The organism is Streptomyces sp. NPDC059895 (genome assembly GCF_042731035.1).
Classification (GTDB): domain Bacteria; phylum Actinomycetota; class Actinomycetes; order Streptomycetales; family Streptomycetaceae; genus Streptomyces.
The window spans coordinates 26,737-47,928 of record NZ_JBHWKO010000049.1; the positions used below are offsets into that span (position 1 = coordinate 26,737).

Here is a 21,192-nt window from a genome sequence, read left to right on the forward strand (position 1 = left end):
CCTTGCGATGGTTCGGGAACTCGGGCAACGAAGGGGACGGGACGGCGGGGGAGGATCTCAGGGGCCCAGCAGGCGCGTCAGGCCGTCGGCCAGGCCCGGGTGCCAGCAGGCGTAGTCGTGGCCGCCGTTGAACTCCGTGTAGGTGACCCGGTGGCCGGAGCGGCGCAGCACCTCGTGCAGGGCGCGGCTGTGCTCGACCATCGAGCCCTCGTGGAGGCCGACGTCCAGGTGGACCGCGACCGACCGCGGGCCGGCCGCGGCGTACCGCGAGACGAGCCACGGCACGCCGAACACGGCGGGCTTGGGGCCCCGGGGCGGTGGCAGGCCCGGCCGCCACCACAGGGAGGCGGACTGGGCGAGGACGTTGCCGAAGCGCTCCGGCCGCCGGTGGGCGGCGTGCAGCGCGGTGACCGCGCCCAGGCTCTGGCCGGCGACGACCGTGCGCGCCGGGTCCGTGGTCAGCGGCCAGCGGCCGGCGGCCCAGGGCAGCAGTTCGTCCGCGAGGAAGTTCACGAACGGCTCCCGGCCGCCGAGTTCACGCCAGCGGGTGTCGCGGTCCACGGCGTCGGGCGCCAGGACGGCGAGCGGGGGCAGCGCACCGTCGGTGACGAGCGCGTCGAGCGTGCGGCCCAGGGCGAGCCGCCCGAACCACATGTCGCCGTCGCACAGCACCACCACCGGCAGTGGTTCGTGGTCGGTGGAGCGGTGCCCCGGGGGCAGGTAGACCCAGACGTCACGGTCGCCGCCGAGCGCCGGGGCGCTCACCCGGTGCCGCTCCACGCGCCCCGCCGGGGTGCCGGCGGGCCGGTCGGCCCACGGCTGCGGCGGTGCGTCGGGCAGGGCGAAGACGGAGGCGTCAGCCCCGCCCCAACGGGTCGGCGACCGGCGCCGGTTGCGCGGGTCGGCGGCGGCGTGCACGGACAGCGACCGCAGCCGCTGCTGGAGCCCGGCCGGGTCCGTGGGCGGTTCCTTGGCCGAGACGTCGGCGGCCATGCGGTAGGAGCCGCGGTGGTCGGCGCGCAGCAGCAGCCCCAGGTGCCAGACGTCGGTGCCGGGGACGTGTTCCAGGAGGGAGTCGGCCAGGTGGTCGCGGTCGACGATCCGGTTGGCGTGCAACAGCACCTGTCGGGTGGCCCGATGGCCGCGCCACAGGAAGGTGACCGCCCGGTACCCGGGCCGGCCGTCGAACTCCTCGACGAGCGGGGTGCCTTGACGGTCGGCCTCCTCCCAGAACGCCGCCGTCACGGCGGCGCGCCGCGCGCCGTCGGCGGACTCCGGGCGGTCCAGGTCCTCCAGCAGCCGTGCGATCCGCGGACCGGTGACGCGCTCCGGGCGCACGGCGTCGGAGGTGTCCCGCCGCACGGGGCGGGTCTCCAAGGCGGACATCTCTCCCCCTCCGGGGCCGTCGGTTCGCGTCGATGGGCGGCGCGCCGACGGCAGTTGGGCATGCGGGCATAAAGTGTCAACGAGATCGTCAACCGCCCTGCTTAGGTTAGCCTAAGCTAAGCACATGTTCGCTGATGTGCGCCCCCGCACCGGGGGAAAACGGCCGGCCCCGCCGGATCCGCCGACTCCGTCCGACACGCCCCACGGCGAGGAAAGCCGCAGGTCACGGGCTTCCTTGCGGGCGTGGGGCCTGCTGCTCGGCCTGGTGTTGCTCAGCGCGACAACACTGCTTTCGCTAGGTGTAGGCACCAAACAGATCGCCCCGGACCAGGTGTGGAGCGCGCTGTTCACCCCCACCGGCACCGAGAACGACGCGATCGTGCGGGAGTTGAGGCTGCCGCGCACCCTCATCGGCATCGCCGTCGGCGCAGCCCTCGGCCTCGGCGGCGGCCTCATGCAGACCCTGACCCGCAACCCCCTGGCCGACCCCGGCCTGCTCGGCGTCAACGCGGGCGCCGCCGCGGCCGTCGTCACCGCGATCAGCGTCCTCGGCATCACCACGTTCACCGGCTACCTGTGGTTCGCGCTCGCCGGAGCCGCCCTCGCCGCCACCGCCGTCCAGGCCCTGGGCGGCGGCCGGCACGCCACCCCCGTCCGCCTCGCCCTCGCCGGAACCGCCGTCAACGCGGCCCTGTTCGGCTACGTCAACGGCCTTCAGCAGTGGGACCTGAACGCGCTGGACGAGATGCGGTACTGGTCCGTCGGCACCCTCGCCAAACGCGACGCCGACCTGCTGCTCACCGTGCTCCCGCTGCTCCTGGCCGGCGCCGCCCTCGCCCTCGCCCTGGCCCGCCCGCTCGGCGCGCTCGCGCTCGGCGACGACCACGCGCGCGCCCTCGGCACGCGCGTGCGGCGCACCCGCGTGCTGTCCGTCCTCGCCATCACCCTGCTGTGCGGCGGCGCGACCGCCGTCTGCGGGCCGATCGCCTTCATCGGCCTGATGATCCCGCACGCGGCCCGCTCCTTCTGCGGCTCCGACCCGCGCTGGCTGCTGCCCTACTGCGCCCTGTACGCCCCCGTCCTCCTCCTCGTCTCCGACGTGGTCGGACGGATCGTCGTGCCCCCCTCGGAGATCGAGGTCGGCACCGTCACCGCCTTCCTCGGCGGCCTGCTCTTCATCCACCTGGTCCGGCGGCGGAAGGTGGCCCAGCTGTGAGCCTGCTCCAGGCGCCCCGCACCGCCACCGTCCTGCGCACCGGCACCTGGTCCCTGCGCTGCGTCCCGCGCACCCTGCTCACCTGCGCCGTGATCGCGGCGCTCACCGGCTGCGCCCTGATCCTCTCCCTCGGCACCGGCGGTTACGCGCTGACGCCCGTCGAGGTGGTGCGCACCCTCGCCGGGTCGGGACCGCCCGGCGCCGAGTTCATCGTCATGGACCTGCGCCTGCCGCGGGCCCTCGTCGCCGTGCTGGTCGGCTTCGGGATGGGCCTGGCCGGCGCGGTGTTCCAGTCGCTGACGCGCAATCCGCTCGGCAGCCCGGACATCACCGGCTTCGGCAACGGAGCCTCGGCGGGCGCGCTCGTCGCGATCATCCTGTTCGACGCCGGCGCCCCGCAGACGGCGCTCGGCGCGGTCTGCGGCGGCCTCGCCACGGCCGCGGCCGTCTACGTCCTCGCCTGGAAGCGGGGCGTGCACGGCTACCGGCTCGTCCTCGTCGGCATCGGGGCCTCCGCGGTGCTCGGCTCGGCGACCAGCTTCCTCTACGTGCGCGCCGACATCGGCAAGGCGGCCCAGGCCGCGAGCTGGACCATCGGCTCGCTCAACGCCCGCGACTGGACGGACGTCCGCATCGCCGCGCTGGGCCTGGCCGCGCTGCTCCCCGCCGTCCTGGTGTACGCCCGCCGGCTGACCCTGCTGGAGATGGGCGACGACACCGCCGCCGCCCTCGGCGTCCCGCCCGAGCGCAGCCGCCTGGCCCTGCTCGGCGTCGGCACCGGACTCACCGCGATGGCGGTCGCCGCGGCCGGCCCGATCCCCTTCGTCGCGATGGCCGCCCCGCAACTGGCCCGCCGCCTCACCCGCGCCGCCGGCCCGAACCTCCTGCCCGCCGCCTGGACGGGCGCCCTCCTGGTCTCCGCCGCCGACCTCGCCACCCAGCGCCTCACCGGCTCGTCCCTGCTGCCGGTCGGCGTGGTGACGGGCGTGGCGGGCGGCGCGTACCTGGCGTGGCTGCTGCGCGGGGAAAGGGGGGCGGGGCGTCTGTGAGCCGGGGCGGGGGCGCGCCCGCCTGCCGCGTCCGGTGCGCGCCGGAGTGCCGCGCCCGGCTGCCGCGTCCGGTGCGTGCCCGGCTGCCGCGCCCGGTGCGCGTGCCGCGCGTGCCGAGTCCGGCGTGACCGCCGCCTCCGCGCGCGTGCCGCGTCCGCCGCCTCCGCGCGCGTGCCGCGCTTGCCGCGTCCGCCGCCTCCGCGCGCGTGCCGCGCTTGCCGCGTCCGCCGCCTCCGCGCGCATGCCGCGCGTGCCGCCCACGCCGCGTCCGGCGTGACCGCCGCGCATGCCGCCCACGCCGCGTCCGGCACGCGCGCCGCACCCGGCACGCGCCAAGCGCCTCTGCCACGCACACGACAACTTACTTGAGTTACGCAACAAGATGGTACGGTGGGCCGCATGTCGACCGAACCGCTGTCCTCCGCCCCCGCCTCGGCGGACGTGACCGAGATCGAGCGGGCGCTCACGCGCATCACCTATCTGAGCACCCGCGCCCGTCGGCACGACCGGCTGATGGCGCTGGCCGGTGTCCCCCTGGACCGCGCCGCCGTGGCCCTGCTCCGCCAGATCGCCGACACCGAGCCGCTGCGGCCGGGGGAGCTGGCCCAGCGGCTGGGCGTGGAGGCCTCGCACGTGACGCGGACCGTGCAGCACCTCGAGAAGTCCGGCCATGTCATCCGGGTGCCGGACCCCGACGACGGCAGGGCGCAGCGGATCCAGCTCACCGCCGAGGGCCGCGCGGCCGTGGAACGGGTCCGCGACGCGGGCGCCCGCGGCATGCAGGCGGCGCTGTCCGGGTGGACCCCCGAGGACCTGGGGCAGCTGGCCGCCCTCTTCCACCGCATGGTCGACGACCTGCTCTCCCACGCAGTCGACGAGGAGACCGAGCGACCGGTGCCGCCGCCCGCGGGCGGCGCCTGACGGCCGGGACGGCGGCCGGCGGAGGTCCGAGGCACGGACCCGCCGGGCCGGCCCCCGCTCCTCCCCTCCCCGCTCCTCTCGTCCCCGCCCCTCCCGTCCCCGCCCCTCCCGCCGTACGGTTGCGGCGACTTGGGGACCCCGCCCGGGCCCCCTCCTTACTGTCCAGTAGGATCGCCCGCCAGGCCGTCGGAGCAGGCCGTTCAGAGCAGGCCGTCAGAGGAGGAACCGTGCCCCGGTCCGAACGCTCACCCCTGTTGCTCGCGGGCCTGCTGGCCGGCGCGGGCATCGCCCATGTCACGGCGCCACGCCCGTTCGACGCGACGATCCCCCGCGCGCTGCCCGGCTCGCCCAGGGCCTGGACGTACGCCAGCGCGGTCGCCGAACTGGCGCTCGCGGCGGGCCTGGCGATGCCCCGGACCCGCCGGGCGGCGGCCCTGGCCACGGCGGCGTTCTTCGTCGGCGTCTTCCCCGCCAACGTCAAGCTGGCGCTCGACTGGCGCCACCGGACCGCCCCGCTGAAGGCCGCGGCGATCGGCCGGCTTCCCTTGCAGGTGCCGCTCGTGCTGTGGGCCCGCAGCGTCGCCGGGCGCGCCGGGACCGGGGAGGGACGCCGATGAGCGGCACACCGCGGACCGGTGACCTGGTCGAGGACTTCGCGCTGCCGGACGAGACCGGTACGGTGCGCAGCCTCACGGAACTGCTCGCCGAGGGGCCGGTGGTGCTCTTCTTCTATCCCGCCGCCCTGACCGCCGGCTGCACCGCGGAGGCCTGCCACTTCCGCGACCTGGCCGCGGAGTTCGCCGCCGTCGGCGCGCGGCCCGTCGGCATCAGCGGTGACTCCGTCGACCGGCAGCAGGAGTTCGCCGGACGCCACACCCTCGGCATGCCGTTGCTGTCCGACCCCGACGGCGCGGTGCGGGAGCGGTTCGGTGTGAAGCGCGGCTTCTCCCTGGCACCCACCAAGCGGGTCACCTTCGTCATCGGGCAGGACCGCACCGTCCTGGAGGTGGTCCGCAGCGAGCTGCGCATGAACACCCACGCCGACCGTGCCCTCGAGGCACTGCGCGCCCACCGTCCCTGACCCCCGGCGCGCCACGCCGCCGCCGGGTGCGCCCCGACGCTCCCCACTGCCGGGTGCGCCCCGACGCTCCCCACCGGTCGATGGGCCCCGGCGGCCGGCGGTGGTCCGGCCGCCGGGGCCCGTCCGGTCAGAACTCCTCGTGCGCCTCCGGGTCGCCGCCCAGCCGCCGGTGGGCGCGGTCCGCGATCGCCGCCGTCTGCGCCGCGTCCAGCTCGAAGCCGAACACGTCGAGGTTGGCGGCCTGCCGCCCGGGGTCGGACGACTTCGGGATGGGCACCGCGCCGAGCTGGACGTGCCAGCGCAGCACGGCCTGGGCCGGCGTCACCCCGTGCGCCTCGGCGACGGAGACGACGGCCGGGTCCGCCAGGATGTCCGAGCCGCGGCCCAGGGGGCTCCAGCTCTCCGTGACGATGCCCTTGGCCTCGTGGACGGCGCGCAGCTCGTCCTGCGGCAGGAGGGGGTGCAGCTCGATCTGGTTGACGGACGGCAGGACGCCCGTCTCCTTCTCCAGCCGCTCGATGTGCCCGGCGGTGAAGTTGGAGACGCCGATCGAGCGGACCAGGCCCTCCTCACGGAGTTTGATCATGGCCCGCCAGGAGTCGACGTACCGGCCCACGCGGGGGAGCGGCCAGTGGATCAGGTACAGGTCCACGTGGTCGACGCCGAGCCGGCGGCGGGACTCCTCGAAGGAGGCGAGGGTCTCCTCGTACCCGTGGTGGCGGCCCGGGAGCTTCGTGGTGACGACGATCTCCTCGCGGGGCACGCCGGCCCGGGCGATGCCGCGGCCGACGCCCGTCTCGTTGCGGTAGTTCACCGCCGAGTCGATCAGCCGGTAGCCCTGCCGGAGCGCCGCGGCCACCGCCTCCTCCGCCTGCGCGTCGTCCATCGGCCAGGTGCCGAGCCCGAGAGCGGGCAGCTTCGTTCCGTCGTTGAGCGTGTGCACCGGGATGTTGCTCACCGTCGCGCCTTTCCTCGACCGTACCGTCGCTCCCAGCTTCGGTCAGGGGGCGAGGATTGATCAACCGCAGGGGTGGGGGAGGAAGCCTGCGGGCGGCACCGGGCCGCACCCGACGACGATCGGAGCACGCATGACGACGGACAGCCGGACGACGGACGAGGCCGTGCGGGCGGCCGGACTGGAGGTGCGGCCGGTCGCCGGGCACATCGGCGCCGAGATCACGGGCGTCGACCTGGCCGAGGGACTCGACGACGCCCAGGTGGCCGCGGTCCGGGCGGCGGTGCTGCGCTGGAAGGTGGTGTTCTTCCGCGGGCAGCGCCTGGACCACGCCGGGCACGTGGCGTTCGCCCGGCGGTTCGGCGAGCCGGTCGTGCTGCGCAAGCGGGGCGGCGCCTCCCCGCCCGACGTTCCGGAGATCGAGACCACCGCCGACCGGCTGGAGCTCGGCGGCCGGTTCGGCATGGAGCACGACGAGTGGCTGCGGCGCCGCCGTCACACCCTGCTGCGCGGCTGGCACTGCGACCACGGCGCCCGCATCGACCCGCCGGCCGCGACGATCCTGCGCGCCGAGACGGTACCGCCCTACGGCGGCGACACCACCTGGTCCAACCTGGCCGCCGCCTACGCCGGACTCTCCGCGCCCGTACGGGGGTTCGTCGACGGACTGCGTGCCGAGCACCGGCTCGGCGTCGGCTACCAGCCCCGCCCGGGCGACGACGCGTACCTGCGCCATCTGCTGGACCACCAGGTGGCGTCCGTGCACCCCTTGGTGCGCGTCCACCCGGAGACCGGGGAACGCGTGCTGTACGTCAACGGCTACTACGTCGAGCAGATCACCGGCCTCTCCCGCGCGGAGAGCACGGCGGTCCTGGAGATGCTCCTCGACCAGGCCACCCGGCCCGAGTACACCGTCCGCTTCCGCTGGGAGCCGGGCAGCGTCGCCTTCTGGGACAACCGGGCCACCATCCATCTCGCCCCCGGCGACAACGCCCACCTCGGCTTCCCCCGCACCATGCACCGGGTGATGCTCGCCGGTGACGTGCCGGTCGGCGTGGACGGCAGGCCGTCGGAGCCGGTGACCGGGACCGCGCCGGGCCGCTGGTGAGTGGGCGGCCCGGCGCAATCGGCTGCCTCAGCCGGTGACGCCGGGGCGCCGGCCCAGCGCCGGGCCCAGCTTCGTCGCCATGTCGGTGAGGATCTGGACGTAGTCCTCGTGGGCGAAGGTGAACGGCAGCGCGAACGCCACCTCGTCGATCTCGCGGAACGCGGCGTGCGCGTGGAGCCGTTCGGCGATCTCCTCGGACGTGCCGACCAGGTCCGGCGCGAACAGCAGGCGCGCCGGACCCTGCGGGGCCGTGGTGCGCGGCAGACGCCGGGCGGCGAACTCCCGGTACCGGTCGCGCTGTCGGGGCGAGGCCGAGTCGGTGGGGATGACGACGAGCCCCTGGGAGACCCGGGCGGCCTCGCCGTCGGGATGGGCGGCGCGGAAGGCGCGGACGTGGGACAGCTGGATCTCGGCGAAGTCCCGCGTGTCGTCCGGCCCCTCGGCCTTGACCACACTGCTGGTGAGGAAGTTCATGCCGTGTTCCCCGGCCCACCGGGCCGAGCTCAGGCTGCCTCCGCCGTACCACAGGCGACGGCCCAGGCCGGGGGAGTGCGGCTGGACCCGGTCCGAGAACACCTCGAACCCTTCGGTGCCGCTGAAGCCGGTGGCGGGCTCGCCGCGCACGAGGTCCAGCAGGCGCCGCACCCGCTCGTACCCGAAGTCCTCCGCATCGCCCGTGTCCGGGTACAGGGCCTGCCGGACCCGGTCGTAGTGCATCGGCGGGCCGACGCTCACCCCGGGGTTGAGCCGGCCCCCGGACAGGACGTCCACGGTCGCCAGGTCCTCCGCCAGCCGCAGCGGGTTCTCCCAGCCCAGCGGGATCACCGCGGTGCCCAGCTCGATACGGCTGGTGCGCTGCGAGGCCGCGGCGAGGACGGCGACGGGGGAGGAGATGCCGTACTGGAGGTGGCGGTGGCGCACCCAGGCGCTGTCGAAGCCGAGGCGCTCGCCCAGCTCGATGATCTCCAGCGTGTTCTCGTGCCCGCGTCGCGGATCGGCTCCGTCGAACAGGCCGATGGTGAGGAAGCCCAGCTTGCGCAGCGGGCGGGGGACGGCCGTCATGGTCTCCTTCTCGCAACGGGGTTCAGGCCAGGGGGACGGTGAACTCGTCCTCGACCGGCGGGTCCAGTTCCTGCGCGCGGTTGCCGGTGGCCGCGTAGCAGCGCAGCCGCAGGGTCCCGGGCGTCACGTCCAGCCGCAGGAAGCACTTGAAGAAGGGCGGGCTGTACGTCGCCGAGCTCGGCGAGAACAACTGCGTGTAGATCTTGCGCACGGGCAGGCGGACGCGTGCGGTGCGGTCGGGGCGGCGGCCCGCCCCGAGCAGGCCGGCGACCAGCCGGATCCGCCGGGTGAGCCGGACCTCCCCGCCCGGCGTCCGGGTCGGCGGGATGCCCAGCCGCTCGGCGACCACGGCCGTGGCCTCGGCCTCGGTGAGGGTGAAGAAGCGGCGCAGCCGCAGCCGGCGGCCGTACAGGCGGCTGTAGAAGGCGAGGGAGTCGCCGCGCAGCGGGTAGCAGCGGAAGTCCGCCTCGGTCACCCCGGCGACGTCGACGCGGGGAATGGTGTGGGTGGCGTGCATGAACGCGCCGCCACCGCCCGCGACGACGTACTGCAGGGTGCGGCCGTCCTCCAGCCGCACCGGGTAGCGCTGGTAGTTGTGGATGTCGCCGCCGATCGCCGCGACGTAGTGGTGCTCCGGGTCGCGCACGATCTCGTCGACCGTGCCGCCGCCCTCGATGGGGCACGGGTGGTGCTCGCCGTCCACGTACAGGGGCGAGCCGGTGACGAGGATCTTCGGCCGCGGTCCCCGCGACACCTCGCGCAGCCACGCGCCCTGTTCGGCGTCCAGGGTGCCCAGCAGGCCCGTGTCGATGCCGATGATCCGCACCGGCCCGGAGTCGATCGCCCAGTACGGTCCCGGCTGCACCGCCCGCTGGCACTCCGCGGAGCGCAGCGCGCGGGCCTCGTCCAGGCGGCGGCCGTCGTCCGGGCGGGGCCGGTGCCACAGCAGCGAGCGCAGCCAGGCGCGGGTGAGCGGGCGCGGTGCGGGCTCGGGCGCCAGGGGCGGGGCGTCGTCGCAGAAGACGCGCATGAACCCGCCGAGGTCCTCGTACCAGTCGTGGTTGCCGGGTATCGCGTAGATCGGCGCCCGGTAGTCCCGGTACGGCCGGAAGAACTTGCCGTCGTAGTCGTCCGCGCTGCCGACGGGATAGATCACGTCACTGGCCAGGACGGCGAACCGCGTGTCCTGACCGGCTTTCAGGAAGCCGGGGACGACGGCGTACTGGGGGTCGTCACCCTCTCCCGTGTCACCGATGACCATGAAGGAGAAGCTCTCCGGGTCCGTGCGCCGGATCACCTTGTCGGCCGGCGCCCCGGCGGCCTCCCGCTGCGCCACCCACCGGGCGCGCGTGCGGCCCGTGGGATCGCCGAACCAGGACGCCAGCACACCGTTGCGCGCCGCCCACAGCATCCTGGGGTCCAGCCACGAGATCTTCTGGACCCCGCCGGGCATGAGCTGCTGGTACGCGCCCCGGTCGGCGCCGCCCCAGCCGGCGCCTTCGGCGGTCTCGCGTGAGGATGTGGCCATCGGTGCACCGTAGCAATCGATCAAGGAGGGAGTGCCGGCCGGGGGGTGGTGAACCGCCTTGTCCGGGACGGTGGTTGCCGACGCGCCTGCGTGAGCGCCGCGCGTCGGCTCAGCCCCGGCTCCACGAGCGCCCGGTGGCCTTGCGGCGTGACGGCTGGTCGGCCGGGGCGGCCCGTCCGGTCCCGGTGGGCCGGTTCCACTCGCCGTCCCCGAGCACGAGGAGCGGGTCGAACATCACCACCACCCCGGCCAGCACCAGGAAGACGATCGGCCCGATGAGCATCGGCAGCAGCAGGGAGGACGGGGTGTCGCCGGCCCAGGACGACGTCGTGCCGTGCACATGGACGCTGACGGCGGCCATGGCGGTGTAGTGCATCCCGGACACGGCGACGCCCATCACGAGGCTCGCCCCGAGACTCATCACGAAACCGCGGATCGTGACGGCCGCCCACAGGGCCGCCGTCGCGGCGACGATCGCGATCAGCACGGAGAGGGCGACCGTGGCCGGGTCGTAGCCGATGCTGCCGTTGAGCTGCATCGCCGCCATGCCGAGGTAGTGCATGGCGGCGACCCCGACCCCGGTGACCGAGCCCGCGAGGCACAGGACCGTGCCGCCCGCGCCGCGGTACCCCACGATGAACACCCCGATGCCCACGACCACGACCGCGACGACCAGACTGAGCACGGTCAGTCCGACGTGGTAGCCGATCCGGGTCTCCTCCACCTGGAACCCGATCATGGCGATGAAGTGCATCGTCCAGATCCCGCAGCCGATCGACACGGCCCCCAGCGCCAGCCAGCCCGGCCTCCACGCATGCCCGTGGATCAGTGAGCGCACGATGCAGCGCAGACCCAGGGCACCTCCCAGACAAGCCATCACATAGGCCGCCACCGGGGTCACCGCCCCGTACCGGAAGCCGTCAAGCGTACCTTCCATCGCCAACTCCCCCCAGAGCGACGTCTGTTGTAGGGGAAGGTCTACGTGTGATCCACCGGTGAAAGCAAGCCCCTTCCCCTGAGCCCGCCGGGAGGCGGAGCTGTCCCGCACCGAGGGATAACCCTCGAAGCGCCGGACTGTGGATGACATGCCCCGGACAACACTGTCATCCTCCACCCAACTGCCGCTCGCACGCGGCACGTCGCCCCCCCACAACGCTGTAGGTCCCGCACACCTCAGCTCGTCCCGGACAGCACACCCGTCTGCCCGGTCTGTCACCGGCCGCCACCCGCGGCCGCCGCAGGAGGAGTACGAGTGAGACCCAACCCCCGTAAGCGGACCGCGGCCGGAGCCGCCCTGCTCTCCACGCTCGCCGTCCTCGCTCTCGGTGTTCCGTCGACCCCCGCGGCGGCGCAGCCCGCCGCCCCCCACCCCAGCCCCCTGCGCGCCGGCGGCCTGCCCGCCGAGCTCACGCCCGCCCAGCGCACGGCACTGATCAGGAGCGCCGAGGCGAGCACCGGGCGGACGGCCGACACCCTGGGCCTCGGCGCCCAGGAGAAGCTGGTCGTCAAGGACGTCGTCAAGGACAACGACGGGACCGTGCACACCCGCTACGAGCGCACCTACGCGGGCCTGCCCGTCCTCGGTGGCGACCTCGTCGTGCACACGCCCCCGGCCACGGCGGCCGCCGGCACGGTGAGTACGACCTTCAACAACGACCGCCGTACCGTCTCGGTCAAGTCCACCACGCCCACGTACAGCAAGGCGGCCGCCGAGACCAAGGCCCTGAAGGCCGCCGAGGCGCTCGACGCCCAGGACCCCGCCGCCGACAGCGCCCGCAAGGTGATCTGGGCGGGCGAGGGCACCCCGAAGCTCGCCTGGGAGACCGTGGTGAGCGGGCTCCAGGACGACGGCACGCCGAGCCGGCTGCACGTCGTCACCGACGCCACCACCGGCGCGGAGCTGCACCGCTTCGAGGACATCAAGACCGGCACCGGCAACAGCCAGTACAGCGGCACGGTGACCATCGGCACCACGCTGTCCGGCTCGACGTACCAGCTGTACGACACCACGCGCGGCGGCCACAAGACGTACAGCCTCAACAACGGCACGTCGGGCACCGGCACCCTGATGACGGACTCCGACGACGTCTGGGGCACCGGCTCCGGCTCCAACACCCAGACCGCCGGGGTCGACGCCCACTTCGGCGCCCAGGTGACGTGGGACTTCTACAAGAACACCTTCGGGCGCAGCGGCATCAAGAACGACGGCGTCGCCGCCTACTCGCGCGTCCACTACAGCTCGGCGTACGTCAACGCCTTCTGGGACGACGACTGCTTCTGCATGACCTACGGCGACGGCTCCGGCGGCACGCACGCGCTGACCTCGCTGGACGTCGCCGGCCACGAGATGACCCACGGCGTCACCTCCAACACCGCGAACCTCAACTACACCGGTGAGTCCGGCGGGCTGAACGAGGCGACCTCCGACATCTTCGGCACGGGCGTGGAGTTCTACGCGGCCAACTCCACCGACGTCGGCGACTACCTCATCGGCGAGAAGATCGACATCAACGGCGACGGCACCCCGCTGCGCTACATGGACGAGCCCGACAAGGACGGCTCCTCCGCCGACAGCTGGTACTCCGGCATCGGCAGCCTCGACGTCCACTACTCCTCGGGCCCGGCGAACCACATGTTCTACCTGCTCTCCGAGGGCAGCGGCAGCAAGACCGTCAACGGCGTCACCTACAACAGCCCGACCTCCGACGGCGTCGCCGTCGCCGGCATCGGCCGGGCCGCGGCCCTGCAGATCTGGTACAAGGCGCTGACGACGTACATGACGTCCAGCACCAACTACGCGGGCGCCCGCACCGCCGCCCTGAACGCGGCCACGGCGCTCTACGGCTCCGGCTCCACCCAGTACGCCGGGGTCGGCAACGCCTTCGCGGGCATCAACGTCGGCAGCCACATCACGGTCCCGTCGACGGGCGTCACGGTCACCAACCCGGGCAGCCAGTCCGCCACCGTCGGCACCGCCGTGAGCCTCCAGATCGCGGCGAGCAGCACCAACGGCGGTTCCCTGACCTACGCGGCGAGCGGCCTGCCCGCCGGCCTGTCGATCAGCGGCTCCACCGGGCTGATCTCCGGTACGCCGACCACGGCCGGCTCCTCCAGCACCACCGTGACGGTGACCGACTCCACCGGCGCCACCGGCACCGCGTCCTTCACCTGGACGGTCAGCTCCTCCGGGGGCGGGGGCTCCTGCACCTCGACGCAGCTCCTGGGCAACCAGGGCTTCGAGTCGGGCAGCACCACCTGGACGGCGACGAGCGGTGTCATCACCAACTCCAGCAGCCAGGCGGCCCGCACCGGCTCCTACAAGGCCTGGCTCGACGGCTACGGCTCGACCCACACCGACACGCTGTCGCAGTCGGTGACGATCCCGAGCGGCTGCACCAGCACCACGTTCACCTTCTGGCTGCACATCGACACGGCCGAGACCACCACCAGCACCCAGTACGACAAGCTGACGGTCACCGCCGGGTCGACGACCCTGGCGACGTACTCCAACCTCAACGCGGCCTCCGGTTACGTGCAGAAGTCCCTGAGCCTCGCGTCGTTCGCGGGCACCACGGTGACCCTGAAGTTCACCGGCGTGGAGGACTCCTCGCTCCAGACCAGCTTCGTGGTCGACGACACCGCCGTCACGACCGGCTGATCCGCACCCCCTGACCGACGTCCCGCACACGGGCTAGCTCCGGGTGCGGGACGTCGTCGCGTTCAGCTCAGCGGGTCCAGCGTCAGATACGCCTGGACCGGGGAGCCGTCGTGGACCAGCGACTCCTGCTGTCCGACGTCGTCGAACGCGAAGGCGTACGCCTTGCCGTCCGCCATCTGCGCGTGGACGGCGCGGGCGTAGTGGTTGGTCACCGCGTCCTGGTAGAAGGCCGCCGGCGAGGTGTCCGGCTGGTTGGGGTTGGTCAGGAGCGTGGAGCGGTTGAAGCCGGCGCACAGGGTGCGGGAGATCGGCCCGCGCACGGCGTCGTTGGGGGCGTCCAGCAGCTTGTGGCACCCGAAGACGCTGGACGCGTCCGGCTTCTGGAAGCTCGTCACGACGGCTCCGGAGGCGTCGGTGAAGTTCAGGACGCCGCCCGAGACCCGGCCGTGGTACGTGGTGCCGGGCCGGTCGGCGAACGGCGTCACGGTCAGGGTCGTCGTCGTGTACTTCTGCCAGACGCGGTCGACGTAGTCGTCCATGACGTTCGCCGGAAGGGCCCCGGTCTCCACCCCGTACAGCGGGGAGAGCGCCCGCAGGACGGTGCCGTCGGACCGGGTCTGGATCAGGTTCGCCCAGCCCCCGGGCTGACCGCGCAGGGCGGTGAGGACCCCGTTGTAGCCGCCCGCCCGGAGGTGCCCGGTGCTGACCGTGCTTCCGTCCGCGCGTTGCACCCCGACCGCGTACGGAGCGGAGAACATGTCGACCTGTGTGCTGTTCAGCCACAGCCCGGAGTCGTTGAGTGTGTACTCCGACCAGTTGAACAGAATGTTCCGGTTCGGGTCGCTCGGGTTCTGCACGGCCGGCTGCACCAGCCCGCCGGTGGTCAGCCGGAAGGCCAGCTTCTGGCCGTACGAGAAGTAGATCCGCCCGGAGAACCGGGGGATCCGGATCGTCGCCGACCGGCCGGCCGCCGGGCCCGCGATCGAGGCGTCCGGAGCCGGGGTGGGCGGGCTGCCGCCCGCGGGCCAGGCGTGGAACGTGCCGTTCGCGTCCGCCCAGCCCTGCTGACCGGTCGACAGGAGGGTGCCGAGGTCGTAGACGTACAGCGGTTCGCCGCGGCCGGAGTTGTTGGTGATCGTGAGGGGGATGGTGTCGGGGACGGCGGCCCGGGCCGGTGGACCCAGGGTGAGCAGGGTGCAGACGAGGGCGGCGGCTCCCGCCGCTGCCGTCAGCCGGGACCTGAGGGTGCGCAGCACGCTCCACCTCCGTGCGGGTAGACCTGTGGGGGGTTGGTCCATACCTGAGTGAGAGCGCTCTCAAAGTCGCACGCGGATGTGAGCATGTCAATGATGTGGGGCGGGGGGAGGCGCCCGGGGAAGGTGCCCGGGCGCCTCGACGCGGCGTCAGAACGTGCGCTTGAGCAGATCCAGGAGAGCCGCCCAGTGCCGCTCCGCCCCCTCCTCGTGGTACGCGGCGGTGTCGGCCTGGGTGAAGCCGTGGTGCGCGCCGGGGTAGACCTCGCAGTGGTGGCGGACCCCGGCCTCGGTCAGCGCGTCGTCCAGGCGCTCCATCTGCTCGGGCGGCAGGGACGGGTCGTCGTCGGCGTGGCCGAAGTACAGCTCGGCGGTGACGCGGCCGGCCACCAGGTGCGGGCTGTCCGGCGTGTCCGTCGCCAGCCGGCCGCCGTGGAAGCCGGCCGCCGCGGCGACCCGGTCCGGGTGGGTGCCGGCCGTCAGCAGGGCGAGACGGGCCCCCATGCAGTACCCGGTCAGCGCCACCGGGCCGTCCGCGACCAGCGGGTTCTCCGCGAGCCAGCGCAGGTACGCGCCGGCGTCCCGCATGGCCAGGTCGTTGGTCAGGGACTGCATGACCGGCCGCAGCCGCTCGAAGATCTCCGGGCGCGCGGAGGGGTCGATGAACTCGGGCAGCTCCACGACGGGGGCGCGCCCGTGGCGGTAGAACAGGTTCGGCACCAGCACGGTGTACCCGGCCCCCGCCAGCCGGTCCGCCATCGCCCGCAGATGCGGACGCAGCCCGAACGCGTCCTGGAACAGCAGCACGCCCGGACGGGGCGCCCCGTCACCGGGGTGGGCGAGATAGGCGTCGGCGACGCCGTCCTCGGTGGGGACGTCCACAGCGGTTCCCTGTACGGAGGTCAAGGGGGTGCCTCTCTGCGCGGTTCACGGCGAGCAGTCGATCGGCCCGGCGGGGCCGGGCCGCGACCATCGTTGCACGTACCATCCAACCGGCCGCGAGGACCCCCGGCGGGCAGGGCGTCCCTTTGCGGACGGGCAGGGCTTCCCTCTACCGGCGGGCAGGGTGTCTCCTTACCGGCGGGCGGGGTGTCCCTTTACCGGCGGGCGGGGTGTCCCTTTACCGGCGGGCAGGGCGTCCCGCTACTCGAACCGCGAGGTGTCACCCGCCCCGTGGCGCACGATCTCCGCCTCGCCGCCGGAGAAGTCGATGACCGTCGTCGGCTCGGTGCCGCAGTCCCCGGAGTCGAGCACCCCGTCCACGGCGTGGTCGAGCCGGTCCTTGATCTCCCAGCCCTGGGTCAGCGGCTCCTCCTCGCCGGGCAGCAGCAGGGTGCTCGACAGCAGTGGCTCGCCGAGTTCGGCGAGCAGGGCCTGTGTGACGACATGGTCCGGGATGCGCACGCCCACGGTCTTCTTCTTCGGGTGCTGGAGCATGCGCGGCACCTCCTTCGTCGCCGGGAGGATGAAGGTGTAGCTGCCGGGCGTCGACGCCTTGATCGCGCGGAACACGTCGTTGTCCACCCGCACGAACTGCCCGAGCTGCGCGAAGTCCTGGCAGACCAGGGTGAAGTGGTGCCGGTCGTCCAGCTCGCGGATGGACCGGATCCGCTCGACACCGTCCCGGCTGCCGATCCGGCAGCCGAGCGCGTAGCAGGAGTCCGTCGGGTACGCGATGAGCGCGTCGCCCCGGATGGCCGCCGCGACCTGGCCGATGGTGCGGGGCTGGGGGTTGTCGGGGTGCACGTCGTAGTACTTCGCCATCCGCCGAGCTTATTGCGTGCCGCGGGGCGCGCGGCGCAGGCGGTCGGCCCCCGCGCCGCTTCCGGGTCGGCCGGGGCCCCGGGCCGGCGGCAATACCTCTTTTGACATAGGTATCTTCAGATACTTATACTGGCCGCATGTCCGACACCAGCGCGCCTTCCCGGGGCACCGACCGCGTGGCCTGCGAGCTCGCGGCCTGCCTCCCCGCGCTGCACCGGGCCCTGGACCGCCGTGTCGCGTCCACCTACCCCCTGCCCAAGCCCCCCGAGGGGCAGCTGCTGCTGCTGAAGTTCGTCGCGCAGCAGGAGGGCGCCACCGTCCGCGAGGCCGCCGAGGCCCTGCTGATGAAGCCCAACAACGTCAGCGCCCTGGTCTCCCAGCTCACCGCACAGGGCCTGCTGGAACGCCGGCAGGACAGCGCCGACAAGCGCGTCGCCCATCTGTACCCGACGGCGACCTCGCGCCGGCGCCTGGGCGAGGTCCGCGACCTGGAGACCGCCTACCTCGCCGAGGCGCTGGACGCCCTCACCGACGGCGAGATGGACGCCCTCGGCTCCGCGCTCGGCGCGCTCACGTCGCTCACGCGCCACCTGCACGCCGCCGCGCACTGACACCTCCCTCCGCGGGTCCCTTCGCACGCCCCTCGCCGCATGGCGCCGCCGTGCGACACGGCCGTGCCCCGCCCGCTTTCCACCCCACGCACACAGACAAGGCCTCTCCATGTCGTCCACGACCGTGGATCCCTCCGGCGTGCCCGCGCGCAGCGCGGAGCAGCCCCCGGCCCCCGGCCGCTTCCGCTCCAACCCCTGGCTCACCCTCTGCGCGGTCGCCTTCGGCCTGTTCATGGTCCAGCTCGACGGGTCCGTCGTCGCCATCGCCAACCCGGAGATCGGGCGCGACCTGAACGCCTCCACCGCCGACCTCCAGTGGGTGACCAACTCCTACCTGCTCGCCCTCGCCGCCACCCTGATCCTCGGCGGCAAGCTCGGTGACCGCTTCGGCCGGCGCACCTTCTACCTGGTCGGCGTCGCCGGGTTCGCCCTCTCCTCGGTCGCCATCGGCCTGTCCGGCTCCATCACCGGCGTCATCGTCTTCCGCGCCCTCCAGGGCGTCTTCGGCGGTCTGCTGATGCCCAACACCCTCGGACTGCTGCGCGCGGTGTTCCCGCCCCGCAAGTTCGGCATGGCGGTCGGCATCTGGGCCATGGTCTCCGCCGTCTCCACCGCGCTCGGCCCGATCGTCGGCGGCCTCCTCGTGGAGAACGTCAGCTGGGAGTCCGTGTTCTACATCAACCTCCCCATCGGTGTCGTCGCCTTCGTCTTCAGCGCCGTCGTCCTCCCGCAGTCGAAGAACTCCACCGGGCACCACCGCTTCGACGTCCCCGGCGTGATCCTGCTGGCGGCCGGCCTGCTCAGCCTCGTCTTCGGCGTCGTCAAGGGCGAGACCTGGGGCTGGACCGCGGCCGGCACCTGGGGCGCCGTCCTCGCCGGACTCGTCCTCCTCGCCGTCTTCGGCCGGCACGAGACCCGCGTCGCACACCCGCTGTTGCCGATGCGCCTGTTCCGCAGCCGCGCGCTGACCGTCGGCGCGGTCATCACCGCGCTCAACTTCTTCGTGATGCTCGGCGCGATCTTCTTCATCATGCTGTACCTGCAGAACGTGCGCGGCTACACCCCCGTCGAGGCCGGTGTCCGCACCCTCCCGCTGAGCCTCGCCTCGCTCGTCGCCTCCCCGCTCGGCGCCGCCCTCACCGGCCGCTTCGGCGCCCGCTTCTGCATGCCGCTGGGCATGGTCCTCCAGGCCGCCGCCTGCTTCGGCATGCTCACCTGGTCCACCGACTCCTCCTACGCCACCATGTGGCCGCCGTTCGTCGCGCTCGGCCTCGGTGTCGGCATGGTGATGGCGGCCTCCTCCGACGCCATCGTCGGCAACGCCCCGGTCCAGGACGGCGGCGTGGCCGGCGGCCTTCAGGCCACCACCCTCCAGATCGGCGGCGCCCTCGGCACCTCCGTCCTGGTCTCCGTGATCAGCGCCGAGGTCGGCTCGTCCCTGGGCGGCGAGCTCACCCGCGCCGGGGTCCCCGCCGCCGCGGCCGCCGGACTCCAGGAGGCCAAGGACGCCGTCGCCATGGGCGTGGCCCCCGTCTCCGAGGGCATGCCCGCGCAACTGCGGGCGGCCGTCGTCGAGGGCAGCGGCCAGGCCTTCATGAACGGCCTGCACACGGCCTCCGTGGTCACCGGCCTGCTGTGCGTCGTCGGCGCGGTCCTGGCCGCCGTCGGCCTACGGAGGTCCACACCGGCCGAGTGACCGGCCCCCTCCCGGCCGCTCCCTCCCTCGACGGCCACCACCCGCTCCGTCGCCCGCGCCCGCCCGCTCCGCCCGCACCCGCGGGCGCGGTGGGCGGGCGCGCGGCCCGGGTGAGGTAACGTCCCTGACCGATATGACGGGTTCGGCCCCGACGGGGGCCGCGAGGGACGAGGAGAGCGCCGACACATGGCTGGCCGGGACGACGAGAAACGTCACACGGACGTGACGGACTCCGCCGAGTCGACATGGGCGCAGGAACTCCTCGACCACCTGCGCCCCGCCGCACGCGACGTCCGCAGGATCGTCGACTGGCTGGCCGCCACCGTCGACGCGACCGTCTCGCTGCGCGACGACACCGGCGCCCCCCTCGCCGGCCGGACCGTCCCCCTGGACGAGGACCTGGCGGCCGACATCGTCGCCGGCCGCATCGCCTCCGCCGCCTGCGACGCCGACGGACGCCACCTGCGCCTGCTGCGGGTCGACCTGCCGCCACCCGCCGGCGCCGCCGTCCTCGCCGTCTCCCGCACCGCCCCCTTCGACCGGCGGACCTCCGAGGTCGTCACCCACACCACGGCCGCCCTCGCCCTGCTGCTGTGCGCCGAACGCACCACCGCCACCGGACACCGCCTCGCCCGCGCCACCTCCGACCTGCGCCTGGCCATCCTCCAACTGCTCATGGTCGAGGACACCGTCGCCGCCCGCCGCGTCGCGGCCGGCCTGTGGCCCGGCCTCCTCGACACCGACACCGCCTGCGTCTACGTCGTCGAGAGCACGCCCGAGGACCGCGACCGCCTCGCCGAGGCCTGCATCGCCGCCACCCGCGACCACGCCCTGGTCGTCCGCTGCCCCGCCATGGACGCCCACGTCATCGTCGTCGCCCCGCACGACACCGCCGGCCCCGCCCTGCACGGCCTGTGCGACCGGCACCCCGACACCTTCCTCGGCGGCAGCCTCCCCCAAGGGCTCGCCCACACCGCCACCGCCTACGGGCAGGCCGTCAGCGCCCTCGCCGTCGCCCGCTTCCGCCCCGGCAAGGCGGCCGTCCACGCCGAACGCACCCACCCCGAACGCCTGATGGACCCCGCCCTCGTCCACGCCTGGACGACCCGCCTGCTGCGCCCCCTCGACACCCTCCCGCACCACACCCGCGCCGAACTCCTCGCCACCACCCGCCTCGGCCTGGAGTTCACCGCCGTCAACGCCGCGAAGATCCTCGGCGTCAGCCGGAACACCGTCCGCGCCCGCATGGAACGCGTCGAGAACCTCCTGGGCACCGACTTCGCCGACCTCACCGTCCGCGCCGCCGTCCACCTCGCCCTCACCGCGCAGGCCGGCCTCGACGGGCAGCACACCGGCCCCGCCACGGCCCCCGCCCGCCTCGACGACCTGCTCACCGGGCCCGCGCTGCGCTCCTGGGCCGGCGACCTGCTCACCCGCCTGGACACCGACCCCCGCGACCTGCGCCGCACCCTGCGCACCTGGATCGCCGCCGGCGGCAACGCCGAACGCGCCGCGCACCTGCTCGGCGTCCACGCCCAGACCGTCCGCGAGCACGTCCGCAGCGCCGAACCCGTCCTCGAACGCCAACTCCTCGCCGCCGGCAGCGACCTCTACGAGGTCGTCCTCGCCCACCTGATCACCGAAGACCTCGAACCGCCCCGCCTCCACCCGGCGCAATCGGGCCTTCCGGACGCACCTGTGCACAGGTGAGCCCCCCGGCCGGACGAGCGGGCACCGGCACGATTCCCAAGTCGCCCGCCGAGCACGTAGGTTCGAGGCGTCGCGGGGTCACGACCGGAGCGGGGGACCGGGGCGGGACCCCCCCGGCCCCCCCCGCCCCCCCCCGAAGCCGGGCGGCCCCCCCCGCCCCCCCCGGGCTCCCGGGCCGGAGGCCGGGCAGGGCA

18 protein-coding genes are annotated in these 21,192 nt (G+C 73.8%); 10 read left to right on the forward strand and 8 right to left on the reverse strand.

The genetic code is table 11. The features are described 5' to 3' along the window. Nucleotides 1–57 precede the first annotated feature (57 nt). Nucleotides 58–1,386, reverse strand: a complete 1,329-nt coding sequence (gene fes, locus ACFV9M_RS35245; RefSeq protein ID WP_385076502.1) for an enterochelin esterase — start codon at nucleotides 1,384–1,386, stop codon at nucleotides 58–60. Nucleotides 1,387–1,510: 124 nt separating this feature from the next. Here fes and ACFV9M_RS35250 point away from each other — a divergent pair, with 124 nt between their 5' ends. The 5 genes from ACFV9M_RS35250 to ACFV9M_RS35270 all read left to right on the forward strand — a co-directional run bounded on the left by ACFV9M_RS35250 (nucleotide 1,511) and on the right by ACFV9M_RS35270 (nucleotide 5,653). After that, nucleotides 1,511–2,602, forward strand: coding sequence for a FecCD family ABC transporter permease (locus ACFV9M_RS35250; protein WP_385076500.1), 1,092 nt, complete (start codon nucleotides 1,511–1,513; stop codon nucleotides 2,600–2,602). Continuing rightward, the gene (locus tag ACFV9M_RS35255) at nucleotides 2,599–3,651 is read left to right on the forward strand and encodes a FecCD family ABC transporter permease (protein ID WP_385076497.1); all 1,053 of its coding nucleotides are present in this window, start codon (nucleotides 2,599–2,601) and stop codon (nucleotides 3,649–3,651) included. The genes ACFV9M_RS35250 and ACFV9M_RS35255 overlap by 4 nt, the downstream gene beginning before the upstream one ends. A 399-nt stretch (nucleotides 3,652–4,050) precedes the next feature. After that, nucleotides 4,051–4,572: a MarR family winged helix-turn-helix transcriptional regulator gene (locus ACFV9M_RS35260; RefSeq protein WP_385079895.1), complete on the forward strand. Its 522-nt coding sequence runs from the start codon at nucleotides 4,051–4,053 to the stop codon at nucleotides 4,570–4,572. Nucleotides 4,573–4,799: 227 nt separating this feature from the next. Beyond that, nucleotides 4,800–5,189, forward strand: coding sequence for a hypothetical protein (locus tag ACFV9M_RS35265; RefSeq protein WP_385079897.1), 390 nt, complete (start codon nucleotides 4,800–4,802; stop codon nucleotides 5,187–5,189). Beyond that, the gene (locus ACFV9M_RS35270) at nucleotides 5,186–5,653 is read left to right on the forward strand and encodes a peroxiredoxin (protein ID WP_385079900.1); all 468 of its coding nucleotides are present in this window, start codon (nucleotides 5,186–5,188) and stop codon (nucleotides 5,651–5,653) included. Before ACFV9M_RS35265 ends, ACFV9M_RS35270 begins: the two co-directional genes overlap by 4 nt. Before the next feature lie 127 nt (nucleotides 5,654–5,780). On the opposite strand, the gene ACFV9M_RS35275 is transcribed toward ACFV9M_RS35270, so the two are convergent. Beyond that, entirely contained in the window at nucleotides 5,781–6,611 is an 831-nt protein-coding gene (locus tag ACFV9M_RS35275) for an aldo/keto reductase (protein WP_385076783.1), read from the reverse strand. A gap of 130 nt (nucleotides 6,612–6,741) precedes the next feature. On the opposite strand from ACFV9M_RS35275, the gene ACFV9M_RS35280 reads away from it, so the two are divergent. Further along, entirely contained in the window at nucleotides 6,742–7,716 is a 975-nt protein-coding gene (locus tag ACFV9M_RS35280; protein WP_385076786.1) for a TauD/TfdA dioxygenase family protein, read from the forward strand. A 27-nt stretch (nucleotides 7,717–7,743) separates the two neighbouring features. Here the strand turns inward: ACFV9M_RS35280 and ACFV9M_RS35285 are convergent, their stop codons facing one another. From ACFV9M_RS35285 to ACFV9M_RS35295, 3 genes are all read right to left on the reverse strand, one after another. Next, entirely contained in the window at nucleotides 7,744–8,778 is a 1,035-nt protein-coding gene (locus tag ACFV9M_RS35285; RefSeq protein WP_385076788.1) for an LLM class flavin-dependent oxidoreductase, read from the reverse strand. A 22-nt stretch (nucleotides 8,779–8,800) separates the two neighbouring features. Then, nucleotides 8,801–10,306, reverse strand: a complete 1,506-nt coding sequence (locus tag ACFV9M_RS35290; protein WP_385076791.1) for a metallophosphoesterase family protein — start codon at nucleotides 10,304–10,306, stop codon at nucleotides 8,801–8,803. Nucleotides 10,307–10,415: 109 nt separating this feature from the next. After that, nucleotides 10,416–11,243 carry an MHYT domain-containing protein gene (locus ACFV9M_RS35295; protein WP_385076794.1) on the reverse strand — a complete coding sequence of 276 codons (828 nt, stop codon included), beginning with the start codon at nucleotides 11,241–11,243 and terminating at the stop codon, nucleotides 10,416–10,418. A gap of 315 nt (nucleotides 11,244–11,558) precedes the next feature. Here ACFV9M_RS35295 and ACFV9M_RS35300 point away from each other — a divergent pair, with 315 nt between their 5' ends. Continuing rightward, nucleotides 11,559–13,964, forward strand: coding sequence for a M4 family metallopeptidase (locus ACFV9M_RS35300; RefSeq protein WP_385076797.1), 2,406 nt, complete (start codon nucleotides 11,559–11,561; stop codon nucleotides 13,962–13,964). A 62-nt stretch (nucleotides 13,965–14,026) separates the two neighbouring features. Here ACFV9M_RS35300 and ACFV9M_RS35305 read toward each other — a convergent pair whose 3' ends face one another. The 3 genes from ACFV9M_RS35305 to ACFV9M_RS35315 all read right to left on the reverse strand — a co-directional run bounded on the left by ACFV9M_RS35305 (nucleotide 14,027) and on the right by ACFV9M_RS35315 (nucleotide 16,981). Further along, nucleotides 14,027–15,220, reverse strand: a complete 1,194-nt coding sequence (locus ACFV9M_RS35305) for a glycoside hydrolase family 64 protein (RefSeq protein ID WP_385076800.1) — start codon at nucleotides 15,218–15,220, stop codon at nucleotides 14,027–14,029. Nucleotides 15,221–15,367: 147 nt separating this feature from the next. Further along, entirely contained in the window at nucleotides 15,368–16,123 is a 756-nt protein-coding gene (locus ACFV9M_RS35310) for a dienelactone hydrolase family protein (RefSeq protein WP_385076802.1), read from the reverse strand. Nucleotides 16,124–16,360: 237 nt separating this feature from the next. Further along, nucleotides 16,361–16,981: an L-threonylcarbamoyladenylate synthase gene (locus ACFV9M_RS35315; RefSeq protein ID WP_385076804.1), complete on the reverse strand. Its 621-nt coding sequence runs from the start codon at nucleotides 16,979–16,981 to the stop codon at nucleotides 16,361–16,363. Between the two features lie 137 nt (nucleotides 16,982–17,118). Here ACFV9M_RS35315 and ACFV9M_RS35320 point away from each other — a divergent pair, with 137 nt between their 5' ends. The 3 genes from ACFV9M_RS35320 (at nucleotide 17,119) to ACFV9M_RS35330 (ending at nucleotide 20,998) form a co-directional block, all read left to right on the forward strand. Continuing rightward, nucleotides 17,119–17,592, forward strand: a complete 474-nt coding sequence (locus ACFV9M_RS35320; protein WP_385076807.1) for a MarR family winged helix-turn-helix transcriptional regulator — start codon at nucleotides 17,119–17,121, stop codon at nucleotides 17,590–17,592. A 109-nt stretch (nucleotides 17,593–17,701) separates the two neighbouring features. After that, complete coding sequence (locus tag ACFV9M_RS35325) at nucleotides 17,702–19,288, forward strand: MFS transporter (RefSeq protein ID WP_385076809.1); 1,587 nt, start codon at nucleotides 17,702–17,704, stop codon at nucleotides 19,286–19,288. Between the two features lie 186 nt (nucleotides 19,289–19,474). Continuing rightward, complete coding sequence (locus ACFV9M_RS35330) at nucleotides 19,475–20,998, forward strand: helix-turn-helix domain-containing protein (RefSeq protein WP_385076812.1); 1,524 nt, start codon at nucleotides 19,475–19,477, stop codon at nucleotides 20,996–20,998. Nucleotides 20,999–21,192 lie beyond the last annotated feature (194 nt).